The sequence below is a fragment of the Clostridium chromiireducens genome (genome assembly GCF_002029255.1).
In the GTDB taxonomy this organism is placed as follows: domain Bacteria; phylum Bacillota; class Clostridia; order Clostridiales; family Clostridiaceae; genus Clostridium; species Clostridium chromiireducens.
In genome coordinates this window covers 1-21,753 of sequence record NZ_MZGT01000074.1, presented here as the reverse complement: position 1 = coordinate 21,753, position 21,753 = coordinate 1, and the positions used below count along the sequence as shown (strand labels likewise).

Genomic DNA, 21,753 nt, shown 5'->3' with positions numbered 1-21,753 from the left:
TCCCTTTTCTGCATCATAATCCGCTATAGTTAAAGGAATTCTTTCACCCTTTTCGTCATTCTTTATAATAATAAATTGCCCTGGTTTTGCAGACTTTGCCACTCTTGGAGCTTCTATATCCATTAAAAATATATTATTTGTAAGCTCCCTTTTACTAACTATTTTATACATGCCTTAGCACCCCTTTTTATATTGTTAAGTTTAATCACTTTATTATATAGTTTACACTATTATTCTGAATTTTTAAAATACTTTTTCTGTATTACTATATTCAAAACTCATATTTATCAAATAAAACGTTCTCATATTGATGTACTTATAATTTTTTTTAAAAATAAATGGCAAGAAATATTTGCGTTTGCAAACATTCCCTACCATCATCTTTATCTATGAATTATATAAGTTTTAGTAATCAGAATAACTAAAACTTATATTAGATTTCTTCAGCTATTGTTTGAAAATATTTATTTTAAATATATTTATGTCAATCTATGCACTTTGGACTATTGGAAGTATTATTTTAAATTCAGTTGATGTTTCAGTGCTTTTTACGTACACTTTTCCATTGTGACTCTCTACTAAATCTTTTACAATACTTAATCCAAACCCATGATTTTTATCATCATTTTCTTTAGTTGTGAAACCCACTTTAAAAATGTCCTTTAAATGATATTCTGGAATTTGGGGTCCATTATTTTCAATCTTTATTACCGCATTTCCTAAGTATTCATAGCTTTTTGCAATTATTATTCCTTCACCCTTCATTGCTTTAATTGCATTATTTACTATATTTGATACTATTCTATAGAATTCCATCTCACTCATATTTATTAATGAAAAATCACAATTCTCTTCTATTATTACATGTATTCCTGTCTCGATTGCTGGTTTTAATACCAACGATAGCATTGAATTATCACTTTTACTTACTTCCACAGCTGTTGGTGTCGATTCATTATTATTTATAATATCTTTGAGTGATTTTTTTAAATCATCAAACCGTTCCATTAAACAAAGTCCATATAAATAAGATATTTGCGCTCCATAATCGTGTTTGATTTTTCTAAGTTCACTATTCTTTAATTCTAATGATTCATTTAATCTATATATCTGTTGTGATTTCTGATGAACCTTCCAAAAATAAAGTAAAACTGCAACAAAAAATAAAAAAAACACTATATATATAATATTTTTTATTAGCTGACTTTTGTCACTTAATGCCAATAAATAAAATGTTATAATAAAATCCATTACCAAGCTCATAACCAAAAACACCATAGCGAACTTTTCATAGATAATGAATTTGTATATTTTCCTTATTCTATCTAAATGTTTGAAATACACAAATAAGATGAACCATTCTGGAATATACATTATTAAAATTTTTTCATAATTAATATATTGTAATGGAAGCGTCCTCATGACATATTCAAAAATTAGGTTTCCAAATATAATTGCATATATTCCAATAATAACATAAATTATTGTGTATGCTGTTACTGCACTAAAAAAATTCTTTCTGTAGAATATAAATATTATAAATAGTGCTAACATATGAGGAATAAAAACTGCTGATGCTAAGTTATCTCCAAATGTCCCCGTGTAAAATTGACTAATTGCAAGAAATAGTAATGAAATAATTAATATTTTTACTTTATCTAATTTCTTATTCTTATCTACACAATATACTATTGTCCACGCCATTGCGATTGACTGCAGGACAGATGTCGCTACATCTATAATAATTAATTCCAATTTGCGCCCTCCTCGTTTTTAAAAACTAAGTTATCTTAAGTTTTTCATTGACTCAGGCATTTCTTCAACACCATGTCCACAAAATGATGCTGGCGCTAACGTAATCATTGAGTTAGAAATTCTCTTTAAAAACCCACCTATTAATTTTTTTATCATAAAAATCATCTCCCTTTAATTTACCTATTAAAATTATTAATTATTTCTAGCTTTCCCGCTTATTAAACATTAGTGCTGCATCAAATAGAAGTGTCCAAGTTATTATTGAATAATTATTACTATAGTAATATATACCTATAGATATTAATCCAAGCAATATTGATGTACTTAAACCTCTAATTCTATTCTTTTTTATCAATTGAGGGCGTGAAATTGGCATTTTGGAATTTATTACTGGAGCTTGATTCCATATACAAAATATACTAAGAAAAATCAAGATGCAATTACTTATAAAACTAAGATTACATTGCATACTTAATATCAAGATTCCAGCTGTTAATAGCACTGTGGCTATAAAACACTTGATTTGCGTCTCCTCATGATATCCTCCAATGAATGGTTTCACTATACACATTATCCCAGCAATAATAATAACTTTTTCAAAATAACCAAGCATTGAAAAAATAACTATTAAGGAAATCATTTTTATCAGCTCAAATGAAATGGTTACTAAGGCATATTGCATTCTTTCCAATTCATCTTTACTATAGTTATCATCTGTTGCTATACTATTAATAATTTTTTCAGAAATCCTTTTTACCATATTTATCTCACTTTTGAATTTTTTTCAAACTATAATAATATTATATCCTAGTTTTTATTCCTTTTCAACATATTCTCCCCATTTATATTGAAAATTTTACAAATAATGTAGATATATAAATCATTTTAGTTAAACAAAAATCAACGAAAATATCCCCCCTATGAATTCATTCTTAGGGGGGATATTTAAAAACTCGTATTATTAAGTTATAATCGCATCTATGATTATGTTGTCCGTTTGATTGGCAGAATTATTTTAAATTCGGTTGCAATATCAGTGCTTTTAACTTCTATTTTCCCACTATATTTCTTTACTAATTCTTGCACAATACTTAGTCCATATCCATGGTTTCCATCTTTATTATTCTTCGATGTATAACCTTGTTTAAAAATATCTTTCAAGATATTTTCTTCAATCTTTGGACCGTTATTTTCTATTTTTATAATGAATTTTTCAAGACATTCATAACTCTTTGCAATTATAATTCCTTGTCCATTCATTGCTGTTATTGCATTATTTACTATATTAGATACTATTCTATAAAGTTCCATTTCGCTAATGGCTACTAAGCTAAGATCACCTTTTTCTTCTACTATTACATGTATTCCTTCTTCTATGGCAGGTTTTAATGCGATAGATAATAATGAGTTTTCATTAGGGCTTACTTCCACTGCAGTTGCTATAGCTTCGTTAACATTAATAATATCCTTTAACGCTTTTTTCAAATCTAAATGCCTATCCATGAGACAAAGTCCATATAAATATGAAATTTGAGCTCCATAATCATGTTTGATCTTTCTAAGCTCATTATTTTTAGATTCTAAAGTTTCATTTAACTTAAATATTTGTTCCGATTTATTATGTATTTTTCTAAAATACAATAATACAACTACAAAAAACATAAAAAACATCACATATACAATATTTTTCATTAACTGGCTTTTGGCTCCGATTGTTAGCAAATAAAAAGTTACTATAAAATCCATAGCAAAACTGATTATCAAAGAATAAATTAATCCCCCCTCATTTACTAATACTTTATATACCCGATTAATCTTTTCAAAATATTTGAAGCATATAAATATTAATATCCATCCGGGAATATACATTATAAAAATGCTCGCTTGATTCATGTATTGAGGTGGTAAAATTTCTATTGTAGATGCGAAAATCACATTTCCAAATACAATAGAGTAGGTTATTATTATATTATACACTATGGTGTATGCCATCAATGCATTTCTTACATCCCTTCTATACATTAGTACTACTAGGCCTAGGGCTAATATATGGGTTAAAAAAACGATTATTGCAGGATTGTCAAGAAAAGTTCCGGAAAATGCTGTCCCTATAATGGTAAACATTAACACCATAAAAAACAATTTTAACTTGTTGGTCTCTAGTTTTTTATCCACACAATATATAAGGGCGTATGCAAATAGTAATGATTGTAATATGGAAGTTATTCTATCTATAATAATCAATGCCAAATCCCTCCAAATCAATTTATAATTATAATTTATCTTAAATTGATTATTGATTCAAGCACTTTTTCTACTAAATTCTACAAATATTTTATCACTTGGTAATATAATCATTTATATCAAGTATCTTTTAAATATAAATATTAATAATAATTCTTTTATGAACTTATTGTAGTGAACATTGAACGATGCTAACATAATATTGTTCATTTAATGAACTCACTAAGTTATTTTTTATTTAATCTAAATTTATTAGGAGGAAAGAGAATTATGGAAGATATGTCTTACTGGAAGGAAGTTTGGGAAAGAAAAGGGAATGGTAATACTAATTCTTTAGAAGAACTAGACGGATACGAAGATACTACTGCTGATGTAAAAGAAATAGCAAGGCAGATTGTTGAACAAATGGATATTAAAGAAACTGATAAAATTTTGGAAGTTGCTTGTGGGGCTGGAGGATTAGCACAATATATAAAATGTGGAGAATATGTTGGCGTTGATTATTCTTCATCACTGGTTAAGAGACATATTGAGCTACTTAATAACTCTGTTTTACATGGAGAAGCAAATGACTTAATTTTCAAGGATAAAACTTTTGATAAAGTAATTTGTTTCGGAGCATTTCATTACTTTCCCAACCATGAATATTCGAAACAAGCAATTGCTGAATTAAAGAGAGTTGCAAAAGAAGCAATTTTTATCGGTGATTTGCCTGTTACCTCACATAGAAAAGAGCACTTGCTTTATGACAAAAAAGATTTTGGTGAATGGGAAGTTATAGATGGATATTATAATCCATCTAGATTTAATGTTTATCTTAAATTATAGATTTCTACATGAAACTTAAATTTAAATATAATCAACCTAAATTGTATACATGCTTGTTTCATAGTACTATAAAAATAAGCAAAAAAATGCCTAATGTGTAGTCACACCATTTTTTTTAGCTTCACTAAAAATAGTGACAAGCAGTAAATGGAATAATCATTAGAGTAAACTCGACTGACGTTCATTCCCTGCTTAAGAACCTAGCCGGCTTATTTTAAACCTCTATTCCACAAGCACGTATCCAATTACTAGGTTGAGTATACCTTAATTTCTCATTGTAATCATTGCATAAATTATTATTATCTCGTTCCTGATGAACCAAAACCCCTTTCGCTTCTTTCAGTATCTGATAATTCATATGTTTCTATTATGTCAACTTTAAATACAGGTTTTATGACCATCTGAGCTATTTTCATTCCTTGCTCAACTTTAAATACTTCATTACCATGATTAATTATTATAACCCCTATTTCTCCTCTATACCCTTCATCTATAGTTCCCGGAGAGTTCAATGTAGTTATACCATTTTTTAATGCTAATCCGCTTCTTGGTCTTATCTGAGCTTCTGTGTTTTTAGGCAGCTCTATTTGTATTCCAGTATGTATTAATCCCCTTTCTCCCGGATTTAGAATTAATTCTTTTACAGCATATAAATCTAGCCCCGCATCGCCTTCATGGGCGTAACTCGGCAAAATAGCTTTATCATCAATTTTCTTTATTTTTAATGTATAACTTTCCATTTCGACACCTACTTTATTTAATAATATTATGATTATAGCTTAAATAAAGCAAAAAAATCTAGTATCTTATAAAATTTAATACACAACACAAAATTTATTACTCATAACTTTCTGTTATAATAGTTATGAATTGTAGATTATGCATTGTGCATTAATTATAGATATATTACTAAAATCAACTCAATTCTCATCTAAGAGTTTTATGTTTATTTTAAGGTATAATTTTTTTCACTCTATTTACTATTACTATTTTCTGATTTTTATTAATACTATCTATTATTATCTCATTCCAATTAATATATTTAGGTTTTTCAAAATATTTCTTATCAACAATTTCTATTATCCGATAACAACCGTCCTCAATTCCCGAAAAAACCGCTTTACCTTTATCATCAGTTGTCATAGATCTAATAAGAATTGGAGATAACCCATTTATCTTATATAGATTAATTTTTACTCCTTTTAAATATTCATGCTCTTCACATTCTAGAATTGATGTAACTTCAATTACTCCACCGCAAAGTTCTTTATTCTCCATTTTTTTATAGTTAGCATTTAATATATATTCTTGATCTTTTTCTTCATTTTCTTTACACTCTGCTGTTTTTATCATGCAATCTTCATTATAATTATTCTCTGATGATACTATAGCATTAATATTCTCCGTTTTTTTATTGTCGCCATTAGAAAGGATATCACTCATAAAAAGCTCCTCTTCGCTATTACTCTCTTTATATAATATGCTAAGAAACTTTTTATGTGCTTAACATTTACCTACTCTTAAAAATGCATTTTAATAAAAGATTGGAATTCCTATATCAGCAAAACAGTTTAATAAGTTGTAATCATTGCATGTAAATTCTTTTTTATTAACTGAAACAGAAAGATAGAAAACCGCTAAAACTTCACCATTACATATTACTGGAGTTATACAAACTGATTTCCAATCTGGTATTCCATATTGATTATAATGATCCATACTCTCCCAATCTATTAGGTACATCCCCTTTTCTTCTTCTATAGTTTGATTAATTAACTTAAAATTAAATTTTTCACCTGTATGCAGCCCGTCTTTAGCTCTCAATTTGCTATATATATTGATTATTTTTTTATCTTTTAGTATAAATACCGTAGCTGTTTCACATTCAATAACCTTCATGACCTCTAGAATAAATTGATAAATCTTTTCTTGCTTATCAGCTTTAACCTTAGATATATTAGCCACTTCCTTAAGAATTACAGCTAAATTATAATCTCTTGTAGCATTACCTGATAGCACTCCTGTCAGCTCATTATTAGTATAATTACTTATTCCGTAATCATTCTCCCAAACAATACATCTATTTTTCCCTTCGTATTTAGCCTTATATAGAGCTTGGTCCGCTCTCCCTATTATTTCTTCACTGTTCACTGATTCATTTGCACTCAATGCAATTCCCATACTAATAGTAACATTTCTTTTATCACCTAGTATCTTTGCTTCTTGCACATTTTTTCTGATTTTCTCAGCCATATTCAAGGCTTTTTCTTTGTTTGAATCAGGTAAAAGCACAATAAACTCTTCGCCTCCGTATCTGCCTACAACATCTCTCTTCCCAATACATTTCTTTACCTCTTTTGTCAATTTAACTAGAACTTCATCTCCTGTCTGATGTCCATATCTATCATTAACTCCTTTGAAGTCATCAATATCAAACATCATTACTGCAAATTCACTTTTTTCTAACCTTGCACTATCTAACATATAAAGTAATGATTCTTCGAAATATTTTCTGTTATACACCCCTGTAAGTTTATCCAAAGTTGAACTTATTGTGAGATTATATTTCTCTAATAAAAATATTAGAAACGGTCTAAATTGTTCTATTGTCTTCCTTGATTGCTGATTTATATAATTCATTGCATTATTAGTAATTAAAATTAATCTTGCATTGATTCCAGATGTACTATTTATATATCTCTCCCTGTTTATTATTTTCATATACATGCAAGATCTCATCCCATATTTTAATATGTTATCTTCTAATTGATAAATCCTTGTATCATTGTTAGAGATAACAAACACATCTTCATCAGAGTCAACCTTCAAAGAGAAATATCTATTTATTTCATTTTTATCACTGATTCTATATGTGCATATAACATCATTTTCGCCCTCATTATTTTCTATTACAATCATGGCTTTATCTGCTAAAGTTAATCTTGCCATATATTTAATTACATTTTCTAAATCACTAATAACATCAGTAGAAAATCTTTCAAAGACCTTATATATATCACTTAAATCATTGTAATAACATTTTTCATATATATTCTGAGCTAATTTAAATATAGATTTATTTCCTAATATATTAGTTAAATCTAATTCTTTCAGTAAAATGTCTATTTCTTCATATTTCTTTATACTTTCAATTAATTTAAATTTCATATTAATTGCTAGATCATCATTTAGACATTTTATAAATAACTTACGAGTTTCTATAAAATTACTATTATTTAAGTACAAAAGTTTATCGTTTTCCGGTAATGAATTCACTGTATCTATATGCAACGCAATAGACTCATAATAATAATTCATTGCCAAGGCATCGCAATTAAGTTCACTATATTTGGTTCCAATCATTGCATATATATCTGCTTTAGTCTCTTGGTTATTTATAAACGCGCATATTCTTAATGCTTTATTTATTAAAAAATTATAGTAATTCTTACCTCTAAAATTTAATTCAAGGTATATATATATACCTTCCATATTATAGTCTCTTGGATATTCATTTAGATTTAAGAATAACTCTTCTGCAAATTTTTTATATCCTAATAGTAAAATCCGTCTAATTGCATTTATCTTAATCCCAAGTTCGACATCATGATTTAGTATTTTTTTTATATTTTCATCCAGTTTACCGTATACATTTTTAATAGCATCTTCATTTTTGCATTTATGAAGCATTAATTCGTAATAGTTGCAAATTATAATTTTATAATTAAAGTTCTTTGCATTAAATATTAATGCATAAATACCTTTAAGATAATCATATGCCAAATCATAATTACAGACTAGTAAGTTATACAAAGCATATATATAATTTGTATTGATAACTTCCTCTTCTAGCAATTTAAGTCCCTTTTGCATTTGCTTCATTAAATAATAATACTTTACTGCTAAATTAATTCTTCCTAAATTTATATACAATAGACATAATCCACTACAAATACTAAATGAGTATTGATCTACACCTTCCTCTTGCTCTCTTTCCAATGCCCTTAATAAATACTCTTCTGCTAAAGAATACTTTTTTTCTTGGTTATATATATTGGCAATATAAATTAAGCTCAATATTTCTTTTTTATATACCTTGTATTTATTACTAAGCTTAGCTAGATCTAAGTATTGTTCTAGAATTATCTCATTACGTTCTCCTTCCTCCTTGCAAATAGACGCATATAATATCCTGCTATATAACTCACCATTAATATTATTATTACTTATAAATATTTCAACTGCATTCAAACATAAACTTTTAGATTCTTGATAGTCCCCTTCTTTTATATATGCACTTGCAAGGGTAGTGTTCACCCATCCATAAATATCCTCTTTAATATTATTTTCTTTACATATTATTAATGCTTTTTCTGCACAATTTAAAGTTAATTTATGATTATATTCTAGTCTATTTTTTAATGCTAGTGCGTAATAGTAATATACTTCACCCTTTGGATAAAAATCTCTATCTAGTAACCTTCGGACACAATTTAATGAATATTCGACTTCTGTATTAATATCATTAATATTGTTAATTTGAATAATTATTAATTCAAGTAATGTATATATTTCAGTCTGCATTTCATCATCTTGTATAGAAAATTGATTTGCCTTCTCAAAATATTCATAACTTTTTTCGTGCTTAGAATTCTTTTCATAAAGCTTTGCTATATTTATCGCTATTTCACTTCTATTTAATACATTTGGGTATTTTAAAACTTTTTTGTAGTATGAAATAGACTTTGTTATATCTCCTAATAAATCCTGAGCTTTCGCGTACTTTAAAGTATAAAATGCTGCCTTTTCATAATTGTTACTTCTTTCAAGATGAATTAAAAATTCTTCTATATAATAATCTGTTTCAAACAAAATATCTTCCATAAAAATAGATGCATTGGAATGTAAATTTTTTTTCTCTTCTTCACTCAATTTTAGATATACTACATTTCTCAATAAGTTATTAGTAAAGCCAATAAGAATTCCTTGATCACTTATTTTGTCTGTAAGAAATCCATTTAATTTTAATTTTTTATATGCAATTACATCATCTACTTCTGTTATAATGTTCTCTAAAATAATTTTCTCAGATAATGGATTTTCAAATATTGATAATTTTTTAATAACCTCTATTTCTTTTTCTTCTAATGTGGAAATACTTGTTTCCAATTTATTCTCAAGGGTTTTCGGTATTAGTATATCCTTTGATTTAATATCAGCTTTCCACTTACCGCTGTCTCCATCAAAATATAAAGATTTATTCTCATGCAGTTCCTTTATCACATCACTTATATATTGAGGATTTCCTAAAGTCTCAGAATATATTTTTGTTGATAGTTTATCTATTTCGCAATTTGTATTAAGCATGCTTTTAATCATTTTAGTTGTGTTATATTGATTAAAATAGTTTATTTTATACTCTTCGTATTGCTCATCACCTTTAAGTTCATTCATAAATCTTAAATTTTTTTCATCCCATCTACTTTCATTCATAGAAAATATTATCATGGTATTCTCTAGATTATTATTTAAGAAGGCGATATATCTAATAAATAGTTTAAAAACTTCACTTCTTTCATCTAAATCATCAATTATTATAATGAATGGTTTGGTCATGGTATATTCGCTAACAAATCTTCCCATTCTATTAATTAACTGATAATTTTGTTTTCTTTCACTAGAAACCGGATTATTTTCAATTAATATAGATATAAATTTTTTTATATAAATTTCATATTTATCTTTTAAAGTTTTATCTACCTTATCAAGGATGTAATTTACTATATAATTATATTTTTCCTCTTTATCTAAGTTAATGTTTATAAGATCATTTATATAAATTATGTCCTTGAAATACTTATTAGAAAGCCTATACCTAATTTCTTCCAATAACCGACTTTTACCACTACCATCCTCACCATTAAAAGCTATGATCTTATATTTTTCTTTGCTTTCTAATATTTTTTGAAAGTTTTTCTCTACTATTTTCAACTCTTCTTCCATTCCAATTGTATCTAAATTGTCCTGGATTTTAACTAAAGCATCATTAAAAAATAATTTATATTCTTTCTTCATTTTTTTGTTTATATCTTTTATAAAATGTTTAATGTTAAATGACTTATTTATAGAATTTACTCGATTATACATCTTTTTCACATAATTTAATTCAATAAGTTGAGACTGTAATTCTTCTTCTCTGAAAATATGGTTAAACAACTTAACGACTTGTCCTATATTATCTTTATTTGCATTTCCTTCATCTTTTGCTTCCATACTATATTGGTAAGGTAGTGAATTTATAGTTGAGTTTAATAAATTAAACTTCCGTAATTCGTTCTGCAATAAATTCCTTATTTCTATTGTGACATTATTTCTCGAAGTAGGTATCAATCTTATATCTTTTATTGTAATATCATCAAAGATATATCCTTGCATATTTAATGTATTTATAGCTGCACATAATTCCATAAATATGTCAAGTTTTTTCAGAGGTGTACATTTTCTAAGATAAGCTTGCGTATCTATCTTAGACTCAGTATACTCCATCAAATATCCATATTGAGGTCTATTCAATTTTATTCCATTCATGCTATAAATTACTTCGATACTAATAATATTAGTAATATACTTAAAATTAAGATTTTTAATAGTTTTAAATTTACTTAGTAAATATTCTCTTGTTTTTTCATATGTAAAATCGTTCTTTAAAATACATAATGCATATCTTTCATTCTTTTCCAGATCAAAAACTAAATAATTCGAAAAGTTTTCTTCAATATTTAATTCATATTCAATTTGATACTTATTATTTATATTCCTCACTATTGATTCATCTCTTTTCTTTATGTCTATATTTTACCAATATAATATTACTATACCATATTCTAGCATCGGAATAAGTATATTGCAATCAGAAGATATACATATATTCAAGGTGATTTTTCATTTCTTTTATAAGCTCTTTTTTACTAATTTTTTTGCTCTTTTTAACTTACTCTCTTAACTGTTTCTTGGTCATATAAATATAATTATAATTTTAGGACATAATACTTTTGTAGAAAATCTATATATGAAGGTGATTATATGTATCTAAAATTATTCAAAAAATTAATTTCAATTGTTTTAATCATAATTAGTATATTGGGCTATGAAAAAACGATGTTAATTGATGCTCACGCAGATGAAAAGAAAATAGTGTATCTAACTTTTGATGATGGCCCTGCTGGAAAAGTTACTAAGGATGTCTTAGATATATTAAAAAACGAGTCTGTACCCGCGACCTTTTTCTTAATCGGAAGTCAGATTAAGGGGCAAGAAAGCTTAGTAAAAAGAATATTTAATGAAGGTCACTCCCTTGGACTTCATAGTATGAGTCATAAGAAATCTTCTCTTTACTGCTCTAATGAATCATTTTTAAAAGAAATGCTCGATACTCAAGAAACTATTAACTCAATAGTTGGTATTAAGCCAAATATACTTAGATTCCCTTTTGGATGTAATAACAATGGCTATAAACTATCTCAATCTATGGTTGATTTACTTCATAAAAACAACCTAAAAATATATGATTGGAATACGGATAGTGGTGATGGAGAGCATCCAAATGCAAATCCAAGCAGATTTATACGAAATTCTAAAACCGATAAGGAACATGTAGTACTTTTAATGCATTGTGCATATATGAGCAAGAATTCTGTAAAAGCTCTACCAACTATAATTAAATATTATAAAGATAATGGATATGAATTTAAAGTAATAGATGAAAATACTCCTGAAGAATATCATTTTATAAAAAAGTAACAATTATTAACAAAAATATTTCGTTACATTGCCTATTAGAAACATAATTTAATATTTCATATTATTATTCTTATTGTATTTCATCTTTAGCGTTTAAATAAAAAATAGATAAGAATAAAAGGTAAATTGAGTAATACTTGTTCGTACAAAACTCAATTTACCTTTTATATATTTATTATTAAATTATTACTGTTTAATATTCTATTTAACTATTTACTGCATAAGCACCAGTAACTGAAATAGTTTTTTGAACAACTTTAAATAATACAATACCTATAACTACATTTAATCCTGCAGTTGGAAGAACTACAGCATAAAATAATGTGCTAAATTTATCGATTGGCAATCCACCAAGAGTCATTAAAGCTGTTAAGAAGATTGTCCCACTAAGTGCTGTCCCAAATGGTAATAGTATGCTAATTTGTAGCAGCTTACTGATTCTTTCTCTTAATGGAACTAGAACTAAAAACATTATATTAGAAGTTAAGAACTTATCAATAATGTTAGGCAGTTGTCCACCTGGAGTTTTGGTTGTTAATGCTGCAAAAACACCTACAATAATTCCACATACTAATGTAGTTTTATAATCCTTATTATATACTATTATAATAAATAAAATTGCTAATGATAAATCCGGTTGCATTGGTACCCCTAATAAAGGCGTAAGTTGATGTAATATTGCTCCTATAGCTATTAGAATTGCATTTGTTACCATTTTTTTTGTGTTCATAATAAAAGTCCCCCTTATTAATTCTTGCTTAATACTCTATATTTAAGTCGAAATCACTTTCTTTCACAACATACTTATCACACCCCAATATATAAAAATATAAAAAAACTCCGTCCTATAATTAATAGGACGGAGATTATCCGCGTTGCCACCTAGATTGCATAAAATGCCTCTCATTTCAGATACAAAAAATATCTTATTCGCTATAACGTGCGACTTACGACTAAACTACTCTCAAAAGATTTCATCTCGCTCCTCAAAGGCCCATTCATCACTAACTGCCGTACTGAAATCTCACCATCTTCAGCTCTCTTTAACTTTGTTTCATGATTACTATCCCTTTTCATAGGATTTAATTTATGATTCTATAATATACCCTTATACTAATTTTGTCAATATTTTTACGAAATTTCTTTTCCAATTATATTTCTTATTGCTTCAAACATCTTAGGTTTACTGAAATAATATCCTTGTACAACATCACAAAGTATAGATTTCAAATACTCAACTTGTGATTTCTCTTCTACCCCTTCTGCTACTACCTCTATTCCTAACTGATGGGATAAATTAATTATGTTCTCTACGATGCATTTACTTTTAGGATTGTTCATCAAATCAATTACAAAACTTCTATCTATCTTTAATACATCAATCGGTAGTTTAGTTAAATAATTTAGCGAAGAATAACCCGTTCCAAAATCGTCTAATGCTATACTTACACCTAATTTTTTAATTTCCTGCAGGATTTTAACATTTCTATCAAAAGATTTCATAAGCATACTTTCCGTAATCTCGACTTCAATATATTTAGGATGTATTCTATATTTCTTTATTAAACTTTTAAAATCCGATAAAACAACGTCTTCTCTAAGCTGCATCTCTGATAAATTTACTGCTATCTTAAAATTATCATTTCCTTCATTTAAAAGGCATTTTGTTTTCTTAAATACTTCTTCAAGTACAAAGCTGCCGATTGGAACTATCATCTTGGAACTTTCAGCAATCGGGATAAATTCAGCTGGACTTACCGATCCAAATTCGTGACTTTCCCATCTAGCCAGCGCTTCAAATCCATTAACTAAAGAATCGTCTAACGATACTTTAGGCTGAAACATAACATAAAATTCGTTATTTTGTAGAGCAGTCCTTAACCCTTTTTGCAAACCATATACTCTATTTAATTCAACTGAAAGACTATCATCAAAAAAATCGCACTCATTCTTCCCATTTTTCTTAGCCTCATACATTGCAGCATCTGCATTCTTTAATAGAGTATTATAGTCAATTCCATGATCTGGAGATAATGAAACACCAATACTTGCTGTTAAATATATTTTCTTTCCATCAACTATATTCGGTTCCTCAAAAGATTTTGTTATTTTATTGCATAGAACTACTATCTCTTGAATATCTATAATATCAGGCTTAAATAGTAAAAAAGTATTACCACTATATCTCGACACTAATATATCTTCTGTGACTGCTGATACTAGACTATATCCAACTTCCCTTAGTAATAAATCTCCAAAATCATGGCCAAAGGAGTCGTTTACATACTTAAAATTATCTAAATCAATTATTATCAAGGCTGCTCTTGTATTATTTTCAACAACATTTCTTAATGAATTAGCTACTATATTTTTGAAGAAATATTTATTAGGCAATCCTGTAATTCTATCACATTGAATAATGGAATTAATTGTTTTGTTAAGTGCTGATACCTTCCATTTATTCATCCAAGAATTTTTATTATTCTCCCCATGCAAATCCCCTAAGCAGTAACTACCACCGATCAGATAATACTTATTATTGTTTTTTACCACCTTGCCGGCAAGAATACACTCAATAATTTTATTATCTACGCTTATTATCCTGAATCGTTGCTGCAGTTGCTCTCTCTCATCATAACTTCTTTCAAGATTTTGAGCAAAAAAGTTCAGTATATTCTCCCTATCTTCCTTTTCCACAAATCGTACAAATTGATTTAGACTATAATTTGTGACATCATATTCTTCTATAATATTTATTATTTTATCATCAACTATTAACTTAAATTCCGAGGGGTCCCAAATCACGCCAATTCCACTAATATCTGTGGAATTAATTATTTCATCATGATTTAGATTTAATTTAAATTCCTCTCTAATCATATCAATACAATCCTTCGCATAATATCTAATTTAAATTATTTTTCTTCATTTATGTTCTTGTTCTTTTTATCATTAACTAATGATACTATTAACGCCGCTGTTGCTGCCATAAAAGTAACAACTTTTCCTGTTTTTTTCAAGTCCATGGCATATTTCCTCCTTCTTCTTTAAATAAATATCATAGATAATAAATTATTTAAATTGATTTATATCTTCATTATAATTATATCCAATACTACATAATCTATTTACAAGATCTTCCCGTGCTAAATTCATATCATCACAAAGAAGATCTAACGAACTATATTGGTCTCTTAATTTCATATTAATTATACTTAATAGTATATTAGGATCCATGTTACCTATTGAATCACTTGTCATCTCGCATCTTCCTTTTCACCTATATAGTTAATAATAATATAACATACATTTCCATGTTTATAAATACTTTTAGAGCAGGAGTGATTATTCTTCACCATAAAAATCTAAAAAAGAATATTTAGTATCGCCCTTTTGCCATCCAAGTATTGAATCCATGCTAACATTTTCTGCAGCTTTAAATATAGATTTCTCTACGCCACTAAAATTTTTCTTTAATTCTTTAATCAAATCCTTAATTTCATATCTTTTATTTCCTATTTTTTCTGCCGCAACCATACACGCACAATTCAATGGCCATATTCCACTATAGTTAATAAATTTCTTTATATAATCTTCTTCAATGTAGTACATCGGTCTTATTAATTCAAGATTCTCAAAGTTTTTTGACTTTAACTTAGGTAACATAGTCTTAAAATTACCTCCGTATAGTATATTTAACATTGTTGTTTCAATTACATCATTATAATGATGTCCTAAGGCAAGCTTATTGCAACCAAACTCTTGAGCCTTAGCATAAAGTGAACCTCTTCTCATTCTTGCACACAAATAACAAGGATAATCTTTAGCCATTTTGTCAACAACTTCAAAAATACCTGAATCATACATATGAATTGGAATATTTAAATACTCACAGTTTTCTATCAGCAAGCTTTTTATATCGGGATGATATCCGGGATCCATTGCTAAAAAGACTACATCAAATTTTACTTGACCATGTTTCTGCAATTCTTGAAATAATTTCGCCATAAGAATACTATCTTTTCCACCTGATATACCTACGGCAATTTTATCTCCCTCCTCAATTAAATTATATTCCTTAATAGCCTTAACGAATTTCGTCCAAATATGTTTTCTATAAGTTTTAACAATACTTCGTTCTATATCTTGTAATGTCTTTTTTTCCCCATCTGGTATAATTCTAGGGCAACCTTTTCCTGCAATTGTACTCATTATTCTATTTCTCCTTATTATCTCAATAGCATCTATTCTCAGTGCTATAAATTCGCTATATTTCAGCTTAATATATCTTTCTTTAAAGAGTTTATAATGAACACATAAGATTTACAAGTACTTTATTCATAATAATTTGTTCAAATGTTTATAGTATGAAATAAAATATAAATAACATGATTATTTATGGAAATTACTTATTAATTCCTTAGGATTTTCACTCTTCATTAAGCTTGACATTAAAGCAATTCCTTTCGCTCCAGCACATATTACTTCCTTATAATTATTTTCTCCAATACCTCCTATTCCAATTATCGGAATACATATTTTTTTTGATAGATGTTCTATTTCTTTTACACCTCTAGGCTCAAGAAACTTCTTACAATCAGTTTGAAATACATGCCCATAGATAACATAATCCGCACCCATTTCATATGCTTTTATCCCTTCTTCATAACTATGTATTGAAACGCCTATTATTTTATATACCTTATATTTATTCCCATCAACTTTAAAGTTATCCACCAAACTATTTTCGCCGTTAATGCTTTCTGTGTATAATTTTTCATTAATGTTAATAAAATCTTTAAACGAAAGTTGAACCCCATCTGCTTGAATTTTTCTCGCTACATTAATGTTCGAATTAATAATCAATTTTATATTTGTATTTTTTAATTTATCTTTAATAGTTAAAGAGAGCTTCAAAAGCCCTTCTTCATCAAGATCTTTTTCTCTGATAACTAAATAGTCTAATGATGATTTTGATATATTATTTATTTGTTCATAGAAATCTCCGCAAAGAATTCTATTAGTTATTCCCATTAAAATCACAGACTTTCCCCCGTATTTTCAAATTTACTAAATATTTAAGTTGATGTATCTGCAAATATTTTCACAAATACATCGTTAAAAGAAGCTCTACTAAAAGCGATTACTTTTAGCTTTGTATTAAACATCATTCTCATCTAAAATCAGCCTTAGTGCCATATTAGCCTCGTGGCAAGCTGCTATCCCAACTCTAGGAGCCATTAATCCTTCATTTATTTTAGCTGCATTCTCAAAATCTCCGCACATATATAATCTAGAGTTAACTCTTTTACTTACTATTAGATTATTTGAATAATATCCAGCCATACCTGACGCAGAAATTATCTTTGGTTTTTCAGTTTGAAGTAAAACTTCCCTTACTATCATTGCTTTATTTTCAGGCCCATCAAATGCTTCAATTACAATATCCATATCTTCAAATAATCCCTTAATATTATTATCATTTATACAAATATCAATATTCTCAACTTCTATAAACGGATTTATTTCTGAAAGTATGTCTTTTAATGCATCACATTTTTTCATCCCAATATGCTTAATAAAATATTGCTGCCTATTTAAATTACTTGGTTCCACTACATCGAAATCAATTATTTTAAGATATCCAACTCCAATTCTCCCTAGTGCTAACGCCACTGTTGATCCAAGCCCTCCTAGCCCAGCAATTGCTACTCTTGCTTTTTTTACTTTTTCATGTACTTTTGGGGTGTGCCTACTTACCATTAATGCCTCAAGTTCTTCCTTCTTAGGAATTTCTCCACGTTTAATTAATGTAACTTTATCCCCTTCCTTTAATTCATAATCCTCTTTAATAGGAAAACCATTCAAAATAATTATGTCCGCATCTTTCTTTACATTTTCTTTAACTGCAAAAGCTGTGATTTTATCATCTACAAACATTTCATTTTCATTTACTAAAACTCTCAATTTAATATCCCCCTTCAAAATTTAAATAAATAAAAAGGACTTACCATAAGGTAAGTCCCATAAAATTCATACATTTATTTACCAATCAGACTAATAAATAAATTTATTTTATTTACTGCTTCCCTACGGTGGTATTAACCACGTCAGGTTAAAAGAGTTAAAGCAAATAAGCTTCTCTCAGCCAATTATAATTGGCACCCCTAGCCTTCTATTTTATTATTGAAATTAGTAATAATTACATATTACCACTTTACTTTTATCAATTCAAATCATTTATATATTAAATACAGCCATAATTATAATTATTCCTATCAATACTGCTACCAAAATCAACAAAGCAGCCTTACCTAGTATGTGTGCGTAATTAAAATCTAATCCGTACCCAATTCTTTTTGGTACTATATTAGCTGGATCATTAGGATTGTGGTAGAATATTCCCCCGATATAATTTATATCATCATCATTATAAATTTCTTTTTCATCAGAAATACTATCTGATTTTAGCTGATTTGCCTTTTTAGTACTATAAATCAAATAAGTCATAGGAAAGAATATTACACCTATTGTTATAACAATGAATATAAAATTTGAAACATCATTAAATTTCATAATTCCTACAACAAGTAATACTCCATACAAAATCATTAGTGAGACTCCGATAGATATAATACCTAACATTTGAGTCATGGATTTATTTAAAAATGATTTTTTTAATATCAGTGAACTAAGTGTTCCCCCATTAAATCTAGTATTATCTTTTTTGGCTTGAATTTTAGCAGAAAAGAACATACTAAAAACACATATCATTGATACTAATGGCAGCATCACAACTTGAAGTTTACCAGTAAATGTTGTTGAATCAACCCAATTATCCGGACCATTTATACCAAAATGAACTGGAACCATTTTAGGTAATGATGATAATCTTGATATTGTTATTAAGAACCCCAATACAGATATTGCGACCGCTACATAAAATAACATTAAATTAAGATTTCTACTAGTATTGCCTTTCCCAATTTGTACATACACTTTATTTTCTGATTTTTTCTCCCAACCTATATTCTTTTTTACAATCTTGAGTTTCTTATTAGCTAAATAGCATGAATATAAATTTATGAATGCCAATAGATATGAATAAACTATAATAATATATACCTTTTGAATAAAATAAAATGCGCATATAAATAATATAAAACAAATTGCTGTTAATGTTAGAACTCTCTTATTATAATTCTTTATAATACTTATAACTCTGCTCTCTCTTCTATACTTTTCAGGAACTCTTACTCCAAAAATCAATCCTTCTACATTAAAATCATTAATTCTATAACTTTGCCATAATATCAACATTGTAATTATTAGTACTAAAAATAATAATATTATTTGTTCATTCATGACCTATTCACCCTTCCTATAATCGTTAAATATTTTTTCAATTTTTTCTTTTATCTTATCAAGGGATATTCCTCTGTTAATACATTCCGCCACATAAATTCCCATATCTTCATTTAATTTATCTTTAAATATTTCTTTACTATAAGTAAAGTCTAATGATATAACAGCTCCCTTTCTTCTATCAATTTTTATATATCCTTCATCTTTCAATAATGAATAACTCTTATTTACAGTATGCATATTAACTCCAATATCCTCTGCTAAACCCCTAACTGATGGCAGCTCATCTCCTTCCGATAATTCTTTATTAGCAATTCCAATTATGATTTGATTCTTTATCTGAAGATAAATCGGAACTTCTGAGTCAAAATCCAACTTTAAGATCATTATTTAATCCCCTTTCGTTCTATCTGTTATATATAATATATAACAGATGAATCAAATAATCAATAGTATTTCATAATTGCCTACACTTACCAAAAACATGTTAATTATAGCTTAACATCTTATGATTTTCTTATTTTTATATAAAGATACGCTGAACCCACTATCAAACCATAAATTCTTCTTTATAATATATATTAACAATACTAATAAGATATTGAGAATCTAGTGTTTATTCGAAGCAATCTAAAAATAGCACATAATAAAATTATGGATGGTGATCATAATGATTGAAAAAAAGAAGTTATATAAGGATGTTTCTAGGAAGAAAATTTCTGGTGTATTAGCAGGATTCTCTGATTATATTAATGGTGATGTTACCTTAATTAGAATATTATTTATATTACTAACAATAAAATTTTCTTATATCTGCATTATTGGATATATTGCATGTGCAGTCGTAATGCCTGATAAACAAGATATATTCAATGATACTAATCAATATTAACTAAAAATATATTTATAAAATATTGAAAATAAGGTTGAACATTTTTTCTAAAATGATAAAATACTATTTGTCGGTATTTCTTTGGAAACTGAACGGAAATTATATATTTTATAGATTTTTCCGAATTATATCCATAATATTAAGGAATAAGAACGGAGGTATTTTTATGGAACAAAATTATGTTAAATCAAAATTTTCAGTTAGGCAGATAACAATGGTTGGAATGCTTTCTGCAATTTCAATATTTTTAGGACTAACAGGTCTTGGTTTTATACCTATTCCACCTGTAAGAGCTACTATAATGCATATACCTGTAATAATAGGTGCCATTGTAGAGGGCCCTATCGTAGGAACACTAGTTGGCTTAGTTTTTGGTTTATTTTCAATGTATCAAAATTTTACAGCGCCTGGTCCTACATCATTTATATTTTGGAATCCGATAATTGCATTAGTGCCTAGGATTTTAATTGGAATTGTAGCCTATTATGTGTATATTATCACCAGAAATAGGTTTAAAAATCAAAGTGTAAGTATTGCTATAGCTTCAATATGTGCTACCTTGATTAACACAATAGGGGTTTTAGGACTAACTTATGTCTTTTACTTAGAGAGATACTCAGCTACTCTTGGAATTAATCCTCAAACTGCTGGCATTGCGATAGCAACCATTGGAGTTACAAATGGGATTCCTGAAGCCATAGTTAGTGCAGTGATCTCAATCCCTATAATAATAACAATGATAAAAATTAGAAATAAGAGATAATAATATAAGTTTAATTAATCTACATAGATTATCTTTTTAAGAAGTGCCTTTGCTTATGGCACTTCTTTTATATTGTCAATATTAATTATTTACTGTTATATAAATT

General features: G+C 27.6%; 19 protein-coding genes, 1 pseudogene, 1 riboswitch and 1 other annotated feature. Of the genes and pseudogenes, 4 read left to right on the top strand and 16 right to left on the bottom strand.

Annotation, left to right across the window (positions count from 1 at the left end):
* The 5 genes and pseudogenes from CLCHR_RS20025 to CLCHR_RS25325 all read right to left on the bottom strand — a co-directional run.
* Positions 1–171 (bottom strand): annotated as a pseudogene (locus CLCHR_RS20025) (sulfide/dihydroorotate dehydrogenase-like FAD/NAD-binding protein); the annotation flags it as partial.
* A 318-nt stretch (positions 172–489) separates the two neighbouring features.
* Complete coding sequence (locus tag CLCHR_RS20020) at positions 490–1,755, bottom strand: sensor histidine kinase (protein ID WP_079441684.1); 1,266 nt, start codon at positions 1,753–1,755, stop codon at positions 490–492.
* Between the two features lie 30 nt (positions 1,756–1,785).
* Positions 1,786–1,911, bottom strand: coding sequence for a cyclic lactone autoinducer peptide (locus tag CLCHR_RS25100; RefSeq protein ID WP_207652336.1), 126 nt, complete (start codon positions 1,909–1,911; stop codon positions 1,786–1,788).
* 46 nt (positions 1,912–1,957) lie between these two features.
* On the bottom strand, positions 1,958–2,515 hold the full coding sequence (locus tag CLCHR_RS20015) for an accessory gene regulator ArgB-like protein (RefSeq protein WP_079441683.1): 558 nt from the start codon (positions 2,513–2,515) through the stop codon (positions 1,958–1,960).
* Positions 2,516–2,739: 224 nt separating this feature from the next.
* Complete coding sequence (locus CLCHR_RS25325) at positions 2,740–3,501, bottom strand: sensor histidine kinase (RefSeq protein ID WP_242966161.1); 762 nt, start codon at positions 3,499–3,501, stop codon at positions 2,740–2,742.
* Positions 3,502–4,269: 768 nt separating this feature from the next.
* On the opposite strand from CLCHR_RS25325, the gene CLCHR_RS20005 reads away from it, so the two are divergent.
* The gene (locus CLCHR_RS20005; RefSeq protein ID WP_079441681.1) at positions 4,270–4,827 is read left to right on the top strand and encodes a class I SAM-dependent methyltransferase; all 558 of its coding nucleotides are present in this window, start codon (positions 4,270–4,272) and stop codon (positions 4,825–4,827) included.
* Between the two features lie 299 nt (positions 4,828–5,126).
* On the opposite strand, the gene dut is transcribed toward CLCHR_RS20005, so the two are convergent.
* From dut to CLCHR_RS19990, 3 genes are all read right to left on the bottom strand, one after another.
* Complete coding sequence (gene dut, locus CLCHR_RS20000; RefSeq protein WP_079441680.1) at positions 5,127–5,567, bottom strand: dUTP diphosphatase; 441 nt, start codon at positions 5,565–5,567, stop codon at positions 5,127–5,129.
* A gap of 211 nt (positions 5,568–5,778) precedes the next feature.
* A complete protein-coding gene (locus tag CLCHR_RS19995; RefSeq protein ID WP_169896856.1) occupies positions 5,779–6,270 on the bottom strand; it encodes a prealbumin-like fold domain-containing protein in 492 nt (163 codons plus the stop codon).
* Between the two features lie 90 nt (positions 6,271–6,360).
* Positions 6,361–11,649, bottom strand: a complete 5,289-nt coding sequence (locus tag CLCHR_RS19990; protein ID WP_169896855.1) for a diguanylate cyclase — start codon at positions 11,647–11,649, stop codon at positions 6,361–6,363.
* Positions 11,650–11,910: 261 nt separating this feature from the next.
* Between CLCHR_RS19990 and CLCHR_RS19985 the strand changes: the two genes are divergently transcribed.
* Positions 11,911–12,627: a polysaccharide deacetylase family protein gene (locus CLCHR_RS19985; protein ID WP_079441679.1), complete on the top strand. Its 717-nt coding sequence runs from the start codon at positions 11,911–11,913 to the stop codon at positions 12,625–12,627.
* A 205-nt stretch (positions 12,628–12,832) separates the two neighbouring features.
* Here CLCHR_RS19985 and CLCHR_RS19980 read toward each other — a convergent pair whose 3' ends face one another.
* The 8 genes from CLCHR_RS19980 to CLCHR_RS19945 form a co-directional block, all read right to left on the bottom strand.
* Positions 12,833–13,357 (bottom strand): tryptophan transporter, encoded by a 525-nt coding sequence (locus CLCHR_RS19980; RefSeq protein ID WP_079441678.1) that lies wholly within the window; start codon positions 13,355–13,357, stop codon positions 12,833–12,835.
* Between the two features lie 122 nt (positions 13,358–13,479).
* Positions 13,480–13,713, bottom strand: a binding site (T-box leader).
* Positions 13,714–13,758: 45 nt separating this feature from the next.
* Positions 13,759–15,507 (bottom strand): putative bifunctional diguanylate cyclase/phosphodiesterase, encoded by a 1,749-nt coding sequence (locus CLCHR_RS19975; protein ID WP_079441677.1) that lies wholly within the window; start codon positions 15,505–15,507, stop codon positions 13,759–13,761.
* Between the two features lie 192 nt (positions 15,508–15,699).
* The gene (locus CLCHR_RS19970) at positions 15,700–15,888 is read right to left on the bottom strand and encodes a DUF4250 domain-containing protein (RefSeq protein ID WP_079441676.1); all 189 of its coding nucleotides are present in this window, start codon (positions 15,886–15,888) and stop codon (positions 15,700–15,702) included.
* Positions 15,889–15,972: 84 nt separating this feature from the next.
* Positions 15,973–16,839 (bottom strand): tRNA 2-thiocytidine biosynthesis TtcA family protein, encoded by an 867-nt coding sequence (locus CLCHR_RS19965; protein WP_079441675.1) that lies wholly within the window; start codon positions 16,837–16,839, stop codon positions 15,973–15,975.
* Positions 16,840–17,019: 180 nt separating this feature from the next.
* Positions 17,020–17,661, bottom strand: coding sequence for a thiamine phosphate synthase (locus CLCHR_RS19960; protein WP_242966162.1), 642 nt, complete (start codon positions 17,659–17,661; stop codon positions 17,020–17,022).
* Between the two features lie 126 nt (positions 17,662–17,787).
* The gene (gene thiF / locus CLCHR_RS19955) at positions 17,788–18,594 is read right to left on the bottom strand and encodes a sulfur carrier protein ThiS adenylyltransferase ThiF (protein ID WP_079441673.1); all 807 of its coding nucleotides are present in this window, start codon (positions 18,592–18,594) and stop codon (positions 17,788–17,790) included.
* A 103-nt stretch (positions 18,595–18,697) separates the two neighbouring features.
* Positions 18,698–18,806: riboswitch (TPP riboswitch) on the bottom strand.
* A 61-nt stretch (positions 18,807–18,867) separates the two neighbouring features.
* Positions 18,868–19,992 carry a DUF5808 domain-containing protein gene (locus CLCHR_RS19950; protein WP_079441672.1) on the bottom strand — a complete coding sequence of 375 codons (1,125 nt, stop codon included), beginning with the start codon at positions 19,990–19,992 and terminating at the stop codon, positions 18,868–18,870.
* A 3-nt stretch (positions 19,993–19,995) separates the two neighbouring features.
* The gene (locus tag CLCHR_RS19945; RefSeq protein ID WP_079441671.1) at positions 19,996–20,379 is read right to left on the bottom strand and encodes a GntR family transcriptional regulator; all 384 of its coding nucleotides are present in this window, start codon (positions 20,377–20,379) and stop codon (positions 19,996–19,998) included.
* 283 nt (positions 20,380–20,662) lie between these two features.
* Here CLCHR_RS19945 and CLCHR_RS19940 point away from each other — a divergent pair, with 283 nt between their 5' ends.
* Positions 20,663–20,884: a PspC domain-containing protein gene (locus CLCHR_RS19940; protein ID WP_079441670.1), complete on the top strand. Its 222-nt coding sequence runs from the start codon at positions 20,663–20,665 to the stop codon at positions 20,882–20,884.
* Between the two features lie 166 nt (positions 20,885–21,050).
* Positions 21,051–21,647: an ECF transporter S component gene (locus tag CLCHR_RS19935; RefSeq protein ID WP_079441669.1), complete on the top strand. Its 597-nt coding sequence runs from the start codon at positions 21,051–21,053 to the stop codon at positions 21,645–21,647.
* Positions 21,648–21,753 lie beyond the last annotated feature (106 nt).

Bases quoted from the DNA above. Each gene is read 5' to 3' on its own strand.
- CLCHR_RS25100 (WP_207652336.1), bottom strand. From the start codon at position 1,911: ATGATAAAAAAATTAATAGGTGGGTTTTTAAAGAGAATTTCTAACTCA.
- CLCHR_RS20015 (WP_079441683.1), bottom strand. From the start codon at position 2,515: ATGGTAAAAAGGATTTCTGAAAAAATTATTAATAGTATAGCAACAGAT.
- CLCHR_RS25325 (WP_242966161.1), bottom strand. From the start codon at position 3,501: ATGGATTTTATAGTAACTTTTTATTTGCTAACAATCGGAGCCAAAAGC.
- CLCHR_RS20005 (WP_079441681.1), top strand. From the start codon at position 4,270: ATGGAAGATATGTCTTACTGGAAGGAAGTTTGGGAAAGAAAAGGGAAT.
- dut (WP_079441680.1), bottom strand. From the start codon at position 5,567: ATGGAAAGTTATACATTAAAAATAAAGAAAATTGATGATAAAGCTATT.
- CLCHR_RS19995 (WP_169896856.1), bottom strand. From the start codon at position 6,270: ATGAGTGATATCCTTTCTAATGGCGACAATAAAAAAACGGAGAATATT.
- CLCHR_RS19985 (WP_079441679.1), top strand. From the start codon at position 11,911: ATGTATCTAAAATTATTCAAAAAATTAATTTCAATTGTTTTAATCATA.
- CLCHR_RS19980 (WP_079441678.1), bottom strand. From the start codon at position 13,357: ATGAACACAAAAAAAATGGTAACAAATGCAATTCTAATAGCTATAGGA.
- CLCHR_RS19975 (WP_079441677.1), bottom strand. From the start codon at position 15,507: ATGATTAGAGAGGAATTTAAATTAAATCTAAATCATGATGAAATAATT.
- CLCHR_RS19970 (WP_079441676.1), bottom strand. From the start codon at position 15,888: ATGACAAGTGATTCAATAGGTAACATGGATCCTAATATACTATTAAGT.
- CLCHR_RS19965 (WP_079441675.1), bottom strand. From the start codon at position 16,839: ATGAGTACAATTGCAGGAAAAGGTTGCCCTAGAATTATACCAGATGGG.
- CLCHR_RS19960 (WP_242966162.1), bottom strand. From the start codon at position 17,661: ATGGGAATAACTAATAGAATTCTTTGCGGAGATTTCTATGAACAAATA.
- CLCHR_RS19950 (WP_079441672.1), bottom strand. From the start codon at position 19,992: ATGAATGAACAAATAATATTATTATTTTTAGTACTAATAATTACAATG.
- CLCHR_RS19945 (WP_079441671.1), bottom strand. From the start codon at position 20,379: ATGATCTTAAAGTTGGATTTTGACTCAGAAGTTCCGATTTATCTTCAG.
- CLCHR_RS19940 (WP_079441670.1), top strand. From the start codon at position 20,663: ATGATTGAAAAAAAGAAGTTATATAAGGATGTTTCTAGGAAGAAAATT.
- CLCHR_RS19935 (WP_079441669.1), top strand. From the start codon at position 21,051: ATGGAACAAAATTATGTTAAATCAAAATTTTCAGTTAGGCAGATAACA.